The sequence below is a fragment of the Endozoicomonas sp. SCSIO W0465 genome (assembly GCF_023716865.1).
In the GTDB taxonomy this organism is placed as follows: domain Bacteria; phylum Pseudomonadota; class Gammaproteobacteria; order Pseudomonadales; family Endozoicomonadaceae; genus Endozoicomonas.
This window is the reverse complement of sequence record NZ_CP092417.1, coordinates 987,394-1,000,319: the sequence shown is the minus strand read 5'-3', so window position 1 is coordinate 1,000,319 and position 12,926 is coordinate 987,394. Positions and strand designations below refer to the sequence as shown.

The following is a 12,926-nucleotide window of genomic DNA, read 5'->3' as shown; positions in this document are numbered from 1 at the left end:
TGCTCTGCGTGGGAATGCATACCGGTACTCGCAGACATTCTCGTCGCTAGTATTTTACCGGGAGCTTGGGGTAGGCATTCCCACGGAGGACCGTGGGAACGAGGTCATATTCTGCCAAATACCCTGTCGCCTATTCTGGTGATCTCTACGGTGCAGATTGCCAATGCGATTATCAGTGAGGCAGCGTTGTCTTTCCTTGGCCTTGGTATGCCGGTATCACAGCCGTCACTGGGCTCGCTGATCTCCAGTGGTTTTGAGTATATCTTCTCTGGCAGCTGGTGGATTACGGTCATTCCCGGAATTGTGCTGGTGGTGCTGGTGCTGGTGCTGAACCTTCTGGGTGACTGGCTCAGGGATGTCTTGAATCCGAAGCTGTATAAGGGGTGATGGTTGCCATGATTCAATGCCAAACCGGTACACCTCACTCCCACGGTACTCCCGTGGGAATGCATATAACCCTGTAACTTTGTGGTTTGAACAAAAACTATTTGGCTCTTTTCGAATTCCGAACTGCTGAACTATCCTTGGTGGATATAATTAGCCATCGCCAGCATTGACCATGAATATAGGCCGAATCTCAGATCTCATCAGTAATGACACCTGCTTTGAGATGATCCGTGAGAACCGCTGGCCAGATGGCACTGTTCTCTGTCCGCACTGTGATTCTGAGAATGTCAAAAAGAATGGACACGACAATGTGCAGGTAGAGTGCCAGCACTATTACTGTAAGTCCTGTAAGCGCTACTTCGATGACCTGACAAATACGGTTTTCGCAGGACACCACCGACCACTCAAAGTCTGGATTGCCTGTCTCTATTTAATGGGGCTGAACGTCTCCAACAGCCAGATAGCTCAGGAACTTGATCTGTGTGTCAGTGATGCACACCATATGACCACAGTCTTACGAAATGGTGTTGTTGACCGAAAGCCTGAAGTGATTCTTGATGGCGAAGTTGAATTCGACGAGGTCTACATTGTAGCTGGTCACAAGGGACACCCTGAAGCATTAAAAAAATCTGGATCGTCCACCGAGAAAAAGAAGGCTTAAAGGCGCTCCGGGCCGTGGGACTCTTGAAAAAGACAAACCGCCGGTATTGGGAATGATTCAAAGGGGAGGTCAGGTCATTATCAACATGCTGTCGAACGTTAAGAAGGCGACAATCGAACCATTTATCAAGAAACACGTAGCCCCACAGAGCCAGATTTATACCGATGAATACAACATCTATGATGACCTTGAAAGCTGGGGCTTCAGACATAAAACGGTCTGTCACGGCAAAGGTGAGTATGCTCGTGATGATGACAAAGACGGTATTTACGAGGTGCATGTTAATACTATGGAGGGGTTTTGGTCACTTCTACGCTCGTGGCTAAGGCCTCACAGGGGAATATCCCAAGAGGCTTTACCCCTTTACCTTGGCTTTTTTGAGTTTTTGCATAATATTGGCCGAAGAGGCAAAAGTCTTCTTCAGCCCTTAGTCAACTTGCTGGTTACATAGCAGTCTGGAATTGGAAAAGAGCCATAACTAATAACAGACGTATTATTACCAACCACATAAGCGAGCCGGCGAGAAGATAGCACGGCAAAACCATATCACGCAATTGATACAACGCAGCTTTTCCTTACGTTGTGATCTTCGCGGTTCTCACCACAAAAGCACCCTTAACTATCCGCCATGGATGCTGATATATTACCTATCGATAATCTATTCAACCCCATGGACAGAAACAGGTTATGGCAAACAAACCTCTGACCGGGCTGGCTGCCCGCCTGCTGGCCGATAAAGCGATGGAAGAGGCCGCCCTGCACAACGCTGAAGCGGCTGCCGCCAAGGCAAACAAGCCCCTGGCCCGCTATCTGCTGGAAAAAAAACTCGTTGACGGCAAAGCACTGATTCTGGCGATTGCCGAAGAGTTTGGCCTGCCAGTGTTCGACCTCAGTGCCTTTGATAAAGAGCACCTTGTTAAAGAGGTTGTAGAGGAAAAGCTGATCCGAAAACACAATGTGCTGCCGCTGATCAAACGGGGCTCGCACCTGTTTGTCGCGGTTTCCGACCCTTCCAACCTGCAGAGCCTGGATGAAATCCGCTTTAATACCGGCCTGACCATTCATACCGTACTGTCCGAGCCCGACCGCCTGGAGAAAATGATTGATGCCGCCCTGGATGATACCAGCGGCGCGTTTTCAGATCTTGGCGACGATGGCCTGGTTGATCTTGAAGACCTTGAAGTCAGTGCCATTGATGACGGGGCAAATGACGCTCAGGGCACTATCGGTGGTGGAGAAGATGATACTCCGGTGGTTAAGTTCGTTAATAAAATGCTGCTTTCCGCCATCAAAGGGGGTGCATCGGATCTTCACTTTGAGCCTTATGAAAGAGCCTACCGGGTGCGTTTCAGAACCGACGGTGTGCTCCATGAAGTCAGTCGCCCTCCGGTCACTCTTGGCTCCCGGATTGCCTCCCGTCTGAAGATCATGTCGGCCATGGACATTTCCGAGCGCAGAAAGCCTCAGGATGGCCGGATAAAAATGAAAATTTCCAAAACCAAGGCCATCGACTTCCGTGTCAACACCCTGCCGACGCTCTGGGGGGAGAAAATCGTCCTTCGTATCCTCGATCCTTCCAGTGCCAAAATGGGGATTGATGCCCTGGGCTATGAAGCCGAGCAGAAGGAGATGTACCTGAACGCCCTGCACCAGCCACAGGGTATGATTCTGGTCACCGGCCCTACCGGTTCGGGCAAAACCGTCTCTCTGTATACCGGTTTGAATATTCTGAATACCAATGAAAGGAACATCTCCACGGCGGAAGATCCGGTGGAAATCAACCTGGAAGGGATTAACCAGGTCAACGTCAACCCCAGACAGGGCATGGACTTCAGCCAAGCCTTGAGAGCGTTTCTACGTCAGGACCCCGATATCATCATGGTGGGTGAGATACGGGATCTGGAAACGGCCAATATTGCCATCAAGGCAGCCCAGACCGGTCACATGGTGATGTCCACACTGCACACCAACAGTGCGGCAGAGACCCTGACCCGTTTGCAGAATATGGGGGTTCCCTCATTTAACATTGCCACCTCTGTCAGTCTGATTATTGCCCAGCGCCTGGCGCGAAGGCTGTGCAATCACTGCAAGGTGAAGGTGCAAATCCCCAAAGAAACACTGCTGGAACAGGGCTTTACTGAAGAGCAGGCGGACTCCGCCGAGATTTTTGGTCCTAAAGGCTGTGAAAACTGCAAGAGCGGTTATAAAGGTCGTGTGGGTATTTATGAGGTGGTGTCGATCACCCCCGGTATGCAGCAGATTATTATGGCCGAAGGTAACTCTCTGGAAATCTCGAAACAGGCACAGAAGGAAGGCTTTAATAACCTGCGCCAATCCGGTCTGTTAAAGGCTTTGCAAGGTGTGACCAGTCTCGAAGAGGTCAACCGGGTAACGCAGGATTAGCCAGGCATGGCCACCCTCTCGTTCCCACGGTCCCCGTGGGAATGCATACCAGAACGTTCAGAGACTCCGTAACCAGGAATTTGGCGGAGTCGGGTATGCATTCCCAGTGCGCAGGAACGAGACGTCTGCCGGTTACACCGACTCACTTCCCAAAGACAGCAGCGTGGCATTTCCCCCAACCGCCGTGGTATTAATCGACAACGTCTGCTCGGTAGCAAACCTCTGCAGATAGTTTGGCCCTCCCGCTTTCGGACCGGTGCCGGACAGCCCCTGACCACCAAATGGCTGCACCCCGACCACAGCACCCGTCTGGTTCCGGTTAATGTAGATATTGCCAACCCTGACCCGCTCTTCAATCAATGTTGCCGTCACTTCGTTTCTGCTGTGAATGCCCAGGGTAAGGCCATAACCGGTACTGTTGATCTGATTAATCACCTCCGGTAATGCGTTGGCATCGTAACGAATCACATGGAGAACCGGACCAAAATGCTCCTTCTCCAGTTGACCAATATGGTCAATTTCAAAGGCAACCGGGGCAACAAAGCTGCCGTTAGCACAATCGGCAGGCAATTCGCACTCAAACAGCAGTGCGGCCTCTTTTTTCATCCGTTCGATATGTGCCTGCAGTGATTGGCGGGCCTTCTCATCAATCACCGGACCAATATCGGTAGCATGCAGGCCCGGATTCCCGATCGATAATTCTTGCATGGCCCCCTGCAGCAGAGCGATGACCCGGTCAGCAATATCTTTCTGCACATAGAGCACCCTGAGGGCAGAACAGCGCTGCCCCGCACTGCCAAAGGCGGACAGAACCACGTCAGTGACCACCTGTTCCGGCAAGGCGGTGGAATCGACGACCATGGCATTCTGCCCCCCGGTTTCTGCAATCAGCGGCACAATCGGGCCGGGACGATTGGCCAGAGCCTGGTTAATCACCCGGGCTGTCTCCGTAGAGCCGGTAAAAGCGACACCGGCAATACGGCTATCGGCTACCAGTTGACGACCCACGGTCGCACCGTCGCCAGGCAACAACTGAATCACATCGCCGGGGATACCGGCTTCCAGCATCAGCTGAATCGTCCTGCCAGCAATCAGGCCGGTCTGTTCAGCCGGTTTGGCAATCACCGTATTCCCGGCAGCCAGGGCAGCGGTCATCTGACCGAGGAAAATGGCCAGGGGAAAGTTCCACGGGCTGATGCAGAGGAATACTCCCCGGCCTGAAAGTCGTAACTCGTTAGACTCTCCGGTAGGGCCCGGCATCACGCTGGATGACGCAAACTGCTCCCTTGCCTGACCGGCGTAGTAGCGGCAAAAATCGACCGCTTCACGCACCTCATCAATAGCATCGTGCAAGGTTTTACCGGCTTCCCGATGACAGAGGGCCACCAGCTCTGCACGGTTGTCTTCCAGCAGGTCAGCCAGCTTCTCCAGGCAGGCTGCCCGTTGTTCTGCCGGTGTTGAATTCCAACGTTCAAAGGCAGATTCAGCGATACCAACGGCTGCATCAGCCTGAGACGCATCGCTCCAACCCAAATGGCCAGTGGTTTGCGTGCGATCATAGGGGCAAGCTACATCTGACATCTCCGTGGACGGTAACAGCTGCCCATCAACCCACGGCCCCTGAGTCCATTTATGCCCCATAAAGCGCTGAACTTTTTGCTGGAATGGCTGCCATTGACTGTCAATATCGATATTCACGCCCAGTGAGTTTTTGCGTGACTGGCCATAAATATCCGGTGGCAGCGGGATCTGGTCATTTTGAAAACAAACCCGGCTGGTCAACGTCTCGACCGGGTGCTGAACCAGTGAAGCCACCGGCGTTTTGGCATCCACAAGACGGTGAACAAATGATGAATTGGCACCATTTTCCAGCAATCGACGAACCAGATAAGGCAACAGGTCCTTATGACTGCCAACCGGAGCATAGATACGAACCGGATGACGATGTTCACTCAGGATATAATGATAAAGCGCATCCCCCATACCGTGGAGGCGCTGGAATTCAAAGTCATCTGTACGTTGGTTATCAAGACCTGCCCGCTCCGCCATGGTAAGAATACTGGCAACCGTGTGGGCATTATGACTGGCAAACTGGGGATAGAGCGTTGCCCTGACCGGCTCTGATAAAAGAAATTTGGCACACACCAGGTAAGCAACATCGGTCGCTTCCTTACGGGTATAGACCGGATAACCGGGCAACCCCTGTTGCTGACACCGCTTCACTTCGCTGTCCCAGTAAGCCCCTTTTACCAGCCGAACCGGAATACGATCTCCCTGTTCACGGGCCAGGGCAGAAAGCCAGCATAAAGACGGCAGTGCCCGTTTGCCATAGGCCTGGATCACCAGACCGAGCCCACCCCAGCCACGGCAATCGGGATGGCGGTATACCCGCTCAAATACTTGCAGAAACAGCTCATGGCGATCCTGTTCCTCGGCATCCATATTGATGGCAACATTGCCCGCCCTGGCTGCACGAACCAGATCCAGAAGCGCAGGCACCAGCTCCCGGAACACCCGTTCTTTTTGTGCCACTTCATACCGTGGATGGAGAGCAGAGAGCTTGATGGAAATGCCGGCACGAGAGGAGTTTTCGTGATCAGGCTCAGCGGAAACCGCCCTGATTGCCGCAAGGTATTCATCATGATAACGCCGGGCATCTGCCATCGTCAGGGCAGACTCCCCCAACATATCAAAAGAGTAGGTATACCCCTTATCCCGCTGTTTCAGACCGTTTTTTAATGCCTCTGAAATGGTACGCCCCAGGACAAAATGACGCCCCATAATCTTCATGGCCTGGTTAACCGCCTGACGAATGACCGGCTCACCCATCCGGTTCACCAGTTTGCCAATAACCCCGCCGGCAGAACCATCCACTCCGGCTTCCAGATTGACCACCTTGCCCGTCAGCAGCAGTCCCCAGGTAGAGGCATTGACCAGTAGCGAGTCACTTTGGCTCAGATGCTTTTTCCAGTCAGCCACACTTAACTTATCGCGGATCAGAGCATCCGCCGTCCGATGATCAGGAATACGCAGCAGGGCCTCGGCCAGGCACATCAGAAGAATACCTTCCCGGGTATCCAGACTGTATTGCAGTAGCAACGCATCAATCATATGAATGCCATTATCACTGCCCCTGACCTGCTCAATGATTCTGGTGGCTTTATTGGCTGTCTCCTGGTAATCCCCGGACTGCACATCCAGAACCTGAACCAGTTCCTCTAGCCAGGAAGCTTCATCCACAGAGTAATGAGGGGAGATCATCGACCAGAGTTCAGCTGGCTTTTGCCCGGCTATTTTTGGCTGGACTCTTTTTTGCTGGACTGCTTTTTGCTGGTCATTGCCTGCGTTAAATGCATCTTTTACCTGAAACATACCCTTCTCCAATTAAGGCATGCAGAAAAAACAATCAAACTGCAGCCAATGGTTCTGATCATTTATTTAAAATATCTGCGTTCTTCCTAAATCTGCACGACAATACCTGATTAAAAATATCCGGTTAAATATAAGTAGCTAACCATATGAAAGGGTGAAAGTCTCATATTGATCACACCCACAGGCCTTGAGCTACAGCAAACAGACGTAACACCAAATTTTTCAAACTGAATGGAGAGCAGCCAAACACAGCTATGATTCTAACAGCAAACAAAGAGTCAACTGTGAGAGGCCGCTCCGATGGAAGTATGTCAGCCACTAACCAAAGTCGCCAATGATTCCTGTCCTGCTATTGACCAACTGCAGCAAAAACTGACCCTCCTTCGTCAGTCCAATAATCCAATCCAGCATTTTGAGGATCATGAAAACGAGATTCACTCCCTCTTTATTCAGGCGGAGCGAGAAATACTGGCAGAAGAACTGCAAAAATTAGACATCAATAAAGCTTCTATCGAAGTGAATGGGGTCGTGTATCACCAGGCATTACGCAGCTATCAAACCTACCAGTCAGCAGCAGGACCTGTCCGGGTATTGCGCAGCCTCTACCGCAATGCCGGGGATAAGTGCATTGTCCCTTTAGAGCTCAAGGCTGGCGTTGTAGAAGGCTACTGGTTACCAAAGGCTGCGAAGCAAGCAGCATGGATGGTTGCCCAGTTGCCGCCCGCGGACGTAAAAAGCTTACTCGATCTAATGGGGAATATGTCACCCTCAACCAGCTCTCTGGCACGTCTTCCCAAAAAAACTCAACGAACAATGGGAGCAGCACCTTGACCCTTTCGAGACCCTTCTCGCGGAGAATCTCACAGTACCGCCTGACGCGTGACGGTAGCTGCTTCCCTTGACGGTGTGATGCTACCAATGAAAGACGGCAAGCGTCAGGAGAAACGTGAAAAGAGTGTTGCTGATGGCAAACGTACCCGAGGGCCAGCAGGTTGTCAGGAGGCCAGTTGTGGAACACTGTCGTTTTACGATGACCAGGGAGATCGCCTCTCTACGATCAGGATGGGACGAATGCCTGAAAGCAAGAAAGCGACATTGAAAAAATCCCTTTCAAACCTTCTGGATAAGGTGCTTCAGCAAAAGCCAAATCTGACTCTGGTCAAAGTGGCAGATGGAGCCCGGGACAATTGGACATACTTCACCAAAGAGCTACCGGAGGGAGAAGAAATTGTTGATTATTACCATGCGGCAGAACACCTGAAGAAGGCATTTGACCTGGCTTACGGTGAAAATAGCGCGAAGTCCAAAGAGAAATTCAGCACCTACCGACATATCCTGAAGGAGGAGCCGGGTGGGGTTGAAAAAATAATCAAGGCACTGGCTTACCAGCATAGCAAGCATCCCCGCCGATCGAAATTAAAGACAGAGTTAAAGTACTTCAGAAAAAACCGGTTACGGATGAATTATGCAGAACACCTGTCGCGCAACCTGCCCATAGGCTCAGGGGTCATTGAGGCGTCCTGTAAAACGCTGGTTACACAGCGAATGAAGTGTTCGGGAATGCGTTGGCGGTGTCCCGGGGGGCAAGGCATTCTGACACTCAGGTCACTAATTCAAAGTGGTTGGTTCGACTGTGGCTGGATGCTGCTGTCGGTAACGTACCGGGCTAAGGTAAATATGGTCAGTGATAATGTGATTCCATTTTCATCAGGGAAGGGTGATCTTGAACGTTAGTACTCATCAATATGAGACTTTCACCCATATGAAATCATCAATCAATTGTCTTTTAACAAAACCCACAGATTCCTGTTAAAAACCAATGAGAAAAAAACAATTAAAATACTATATATTTCTAAAATAATAATTACTAATTGATATAGAACCAATATAACCACGACCTGTCGAATGTTGTCGCCATCTTGGCAAATTGAGATCCGTATACACCAAATTTTAATTCCAGACTTTCCATCAGTTTAACAAGGATTCAATAATGGAAGCGTACGGCGCCAACCCAGCAGCATATCAAAATTACCAAACACCACCAGCAGCGGCTGGCGGGTATGGAGTCAGCAATACGGGATATCCAGGGGGGCAGCATGGCCAATATGGTGGTTATGGTATTAGTTCACACACCCCTTCCGCAAGCTACTTTACCGGAGCCGGGGCTCCACCACCCCAATCGTATCAACACGGAGGAGAACCCTTCGGCTCGGTGTCTCCTCATCATGCTCCCAATTATATGACTCAGCATCCACCGGGAGCACCGGAAGCCCAACCACCTGCTGCCGGTGAGGCAACCGCCCCAACGGCAGGTAAGACTGCAGTTGAGGCCGGGCCGGATGGGGGTAACAAAACCACTGACGGTACAGCAGGCAAGGATGACAGTTGGCTTGGAGGGTTAACCTGGGGAGGGTTAACCTGGAAAGGAATCTTTACCAATACTCGGCACACGAATCCAGATGATGACCCAAGATTGCAACAAAAGGCTGCTGGAGGTGACCAGAAAGTCGCTGGAGGTGACCAGAAAACCGCTGGAGGCGACCAGAAAGCCGCTGAAGGCAATCAGAAAACTGCTGAGAAAGAACAACCGGAAACGGCTCCTGGCCAAACGGCTACATCATCAGCACCTGCCCCCGGTACGGCTTATAGCCATCAGCCCTATCAACCAGGCGTGGGCATGGGTTATCAACATTTATACCGTTCTGCAATGCCGCCATATACACCAGCCACCGGGGCGCATCTACCTCCAACTTCCGGGCATGCACATACTCAGGTTTCCCACAGCCATACACAGGTCACAACGTCTGGAGCACCTCAAGGCAGTCACTCCGTTCCTCCCGGTGGCAAAGAGCCTGCTCCGATGCAACATCGCTCAGGTCTTGAGCAGACCGCTCAAGGTCACATTAAACATATGGATCAGTTAGTGAATAGTGGTGGTTCCCGAACTGAACAACCAGGTTATTTAACATCATCTCTGGATTCCCTGGTCATGAGAGACCTTGCCGCACATCGTAGAAATGTAGCTGACTGCGAGAGCTTTCTTAACAGATCTTCAGATCCATTGACACAGAAACTGATGGCTGAAAATCGGGCTTCAGAGCAGCTTCACAAGACTGAAGCGCATGCCACGACTACCCAACAACACGCCAAAACTACCCAACAACATGCCAAAACTACCCAACAACATGCCAGGACTACCCAACAATATGGACAATCCTCTATGTTCGACAGTGTCTCAGGACAGGATGCATATAGTAGTGCCAAGAAAGGTACTATTGATGGCCACCGTGAAGCCCTGGACGCCCAAGCCAAGGGAATGGATGACAGATTCGGAGCATTCGTGAAGAGATGAAGCCCAACATTATTAATGTTTAATTTTCTACGGTCGCATCTTGCGACCGTTTTATCTTGTAAAGCTTTCTTCCACTCCTAAAACATTCCCAAGTGCGAACAAGGGCAGCCAGTAGCCATTGCAAAGGCGATGGGCAGGACTTTATTTTCCAGTCAGCAGGGAGAGTTCCTCTATCCATGGTTGTATATCCCCAACCTGAGCAGCAATCCAGTCAGGGTTATAACAGGTATCAAGATAACGATCACCCGGATCACACAACAGGGTAACGATAGCCCCTTCCTGACCATTGGACTGCATCTCAGAAGCAATTTGCAGGGCGCCGTATAAATTAGTTCCAGTACTCGGGCCAGCCTTTCGACCCAGTATCCTTTCCAGCCAATGAATGGTTGCGATAGATGCCACATCAGGCACACGACGCATGTCATCAATTACACCAGGAATAAACGATGGCTCGACTCTTGGGCGTCCAATACCTTCTATACGGGAACCCTGATCCACAGTCAGGCTGGTGTCTCCACTGGTGTAATAATCCATAAAAACGGAGTGCTCCGGATCTACCACGCATAAACGGGTAGACAGCTTTTGATATCGGATGTAGCGCCCAATAGTAGCAGACGTTCCTCCGGTTCCGGGGCTCATTACAATCCAGCTGGGCTCCGGGTACTGCTCAGCCTGCATCTGTCGAAAAATCGAATCTGCAATATTGTTGTTACCCCGCCAGTCTGTTGCCCTCTCGGCATAGGTAAACTGATCCATATAGTGTCCGTCCAGCGCCCTGGCCAACCGCTCGGATTCTGCATAAATCTCACTGGAGCAATTGACCAGGTGGCACTGACCACCGTAAAACTCAATCTGCCGTATCTTGCGCACAGATGTCGATCTGGGCATCACGGCAATAAATGGCAAGCCCAGTAGCCGGGCAAAGTAGGCTTCAGAAACAGCAGTACTTCCTGAAGAGGACTCAATAATGGTGGTCTGCTCACCAACCCAACCATTGCAGATGGCATAAAGAAATAAAGATCGGGCCAGGCGGTGCTTAAGGCTTCCCGTAGGGTGCGTGCTTTCGTCTTTAAGATACACCTCTATCCCGTTAATTCCCGGTAATTCAAGCCGTATCAGGTGTGTATCTGCACTGCGTTGAAAATCCGCTTCAATTTTGCCAATGGCTTCATTAACCCATTGATGCTTATTCATAACCTTATCCCTCCCTTCAGGGCCGAAGTACGTCCATATGAATTTATCGGGCGGGAAAAAAGCGTCATCAGGCTCTATTGATGTGGATACTTTTGTACTTTTCCCTGTACCCGGGATGCTATTGGGAATACTTTATGGCGTTAGCAAGAGAAAAGTATTTCAAAAAACCCTGACGCAACCATTTCTATAAAAAAATTATCCACAAAATGTCAAAACCGTAAAATAATATTCCAAACAGGAAAAAAACACACCATTTTGCTATAAACAACAATTCTTACTTTTATATCTGGAATAGTCCTCATTTATGCAATTCTATCGGGTGGGCGGTGCCGTCAGAGATCAATTACTGGGTTTGCCGGTTAAGGACAATGACTGGGTTGTCATTGGGGCAACCCCCGAACAGATGAAGGATCTGGGCTTTCAGCCCGTTGGCCGGGATTTCCCGGTTTTCCTTCACCCCCAAACCAAAGAGGAATACGCCCTGGCCCGGACGGAACGCAAAACCGGTCATGGTTATGCAGGTTTCAGCTTTTACACGTCCATTGATATATCCCTTGAAGAAGATTTGCTGAGACGGGATTTAACCATTAATGCCATGGCAGAAGATCAACACGGCAACATCATTGACCCGTATGGCGGCCAGAAAGACCTGAAAAACCGCCAGCTTCGCCATATATCGTCCGCCTTTCAGGAAGATCCTCTGAGAATCCTCAGGGTTGCCCGGTTCGCAGCAAGGCTTGCGCCGCTGGGCTTTACGGTTGCCGAAGAAACGCTGGAATTAATGCGCAACATGGTAAAGAGTGGAGAAGCATCGCATCTGGTACCAGAAAGAGTATGGCAGGAAACATCAAAAGCGTTGATGGAACCGAGCCCATCCGTCTACTTTCAAACGCTGGAAAGCTGCGGCGCCCTTCAAGCCGTCATGCCCGAGTTCAGATCCCTGATCCATAACCAGACCTTAGTACACCTTAATAAAGCGGTCCGGGCAGACAGTACTGCTCTGATCCGGTTTGGGTGCCTATTCTCACCTCGTCTGCCTCAGCCCGAGGCGGAAAAAATTGATAATATACTCACGGTTCAGGCCGCTTCATCCAGAATGCGACTGCCATCAGACTTTGCCGATATGGCACTTCTGGTCACAGAGCACGCCCAACGCGTTGCTTCTGTTTTTCATACCAGCGATGCAGAGTCCCTGATGTCCCTGTTTGACGCCATTGATGCCCTGCGACGACCCGAACGCTTTATCAGCCTCATCACGATTCTTTCCTATGGCTTTGAAACGGTTCAATTGAAAAAAAACCAGGTGATTAAACTATTGGATTGCTGTTTATCCATTAAAGCCAGAGATTTAATGACTGAAAACCTCAAAGGCAAAGCCATTGGTGAAGCATTAAGGCAGAAACGGCTTCAGAAAATTCAATCAACCGTTGATCTTATCAAATACAATCAGCAATGAATGTCACTGTATTAAGAGCTATTGATATTAATTTCAAGCGCTTAATACACACCCAATTACAGTCTGATGAGTGGCACTTCATTAATTACTATCAAACTGGA

Annotated in this window: 9 protein-coding genes and 1 pseudogene; 8 read left to right on the top strand and 2 right to left on the bottom strand. The window is 50.4% G+C overall.

Annotation, left to right across the window (positions count from 1 at the left end):
• Positions 1-105: 105 nt before the first annotated feature.
• The 4 genes and pseudogenes from MJO57_RS04210 to pilB all read left to right on the top strand — a co-directional run.
• Positions 106-387 (top strand): annotated as a pseudogene (locus MJO57_RS04210) (ABC transporter permease subunit); the annotation flags it as partial.
• Between the two features lie 172 nt (positions 388-559).
• A complete protein-coding gene (locus tag MJO57_RS04205; RefSeq protein ID WP_252018121.1) occupies positions 560-1,048 on the top strand; it encodes a transposase in 489 nt (162 codons plus the stop codon).
• Entirely contained in the window at positions 1,017-1,499 is a 483-nt protein-coding gene (locus tag MJO57_RS04200; RefSeq protein ID WP_252026893.1) for an IS1595 family transposase, read from the top strand. Before MJO57_RS04205 ends, MJO57_RS04200 begins: the two co-directional genes overlap by 32 nt.
• 236 nt (positions 1,500-1,735) lie before the next feature.
• On the top strand, positions 1,736-3,451 hold the full coding sequence (gene pilB, locus MJO57_RS04195; protein ID WP_252023208.1) for a type IV-A pilus assembly ATPase PilB: 1,716 nt from the start codon (positions 1,736-1,738) through the stop codon (positions 3,449-3,451).
• A gap of 132 nt (positions 3,452-3,583) precedes the next feature.
• On the opposite strand, the gene putA is transcribed toward pilB, so the two are convergent.
• Entirely contained in the window at positions 3,584-6,823 is a 3,240-nt protein-coding gene (gene putA, locus MJO57_RS04190; protein WP_252023206.1) for a bifunctional proline dehydrogenase/L-glutamate gamma-semialdehyde dehydrogenase PutA, read from the bottom strand.
• 300 nt (positions 6,824-7,123) lie between these two features.
• On the opposite strand from putA, the gene MJO57_RS04185 reads away from it, so the two are divergent.
• The 3 genes from MJO57_RS04185 to MJO57_RS04175 all read left to right on the top strand — a co-directional run bounded on the left by MJO57_RS04185 (position 7,124) and on the right by MJO57_RS04175 (position 10,175).
• Positions 7,124-7,654 (top strand): hypothetical protein, encoded by a 531-nt coding sequence (locus tag MJO57_RS04185; RefSeq protein WP_252023204.1) that lies wholly within the window; start codon positions 7,124-7,126, stop codon positions 7,652-7,654.
• Between the two features lie 48 nt (positions 7,655-7,702).
• Positions 7,703-8,557 carry a hypothetical protein gene (locus tag MJO57_RS04180; RefSeq protein ID WP_252023203.1) on the top strand — a complete coding sequence of 285 codons (855 nt, stop codon included), beginning with the start codon at positions 7,703-7,705 and terminating at the stop codon, positions 8,555-8,557.
• Between the two features lie 505 nt (positions 8,558-9,062).
• Entirely contained in the window at positions 9,063-10,175 is a 1,113-nt protein-coding gene (locus MJO57_RS04175; RefSeq protein WP_252023201.1) for a hypothetical protein, read from the top strand.
• A gap of 141 nt (positions 10,176-10,316) precedes the next feature.
• On the opposite strand, the gene MJO57_RS04170 is transcribed toward MJO57_RS04175, so the two are convergent.
• Complete coding sequence (locus tag MJO57_RS04170) at positions 10,317-11,369, bottom strand: PLP-dependent cysteine synthase family protein (protein ID WP_252023199.1); 1,053 nt, start codon at positions 11,367-11,369, stop codon at positions 10,317-10,319.
• A 304-nt stretch (positions 11,370-11,673) separates the two neighbouring features.
• Between MJO57_RS04170 and MJO57_RS04165 the strand changes: the two genes are divergently transcribed.
• A complete protein-coding gene (locus MJO57_RS04165) occupies positions 11,674-12,825 on the top strand; it encodes a polynucleotide adenylyltransferase (RefSeq protein ID WP_252023197.1) in 1,152 nt (383 codons plus the stop codon).
• Positions 12,826-12,926 lie beyond the last annotated feature (101 nt).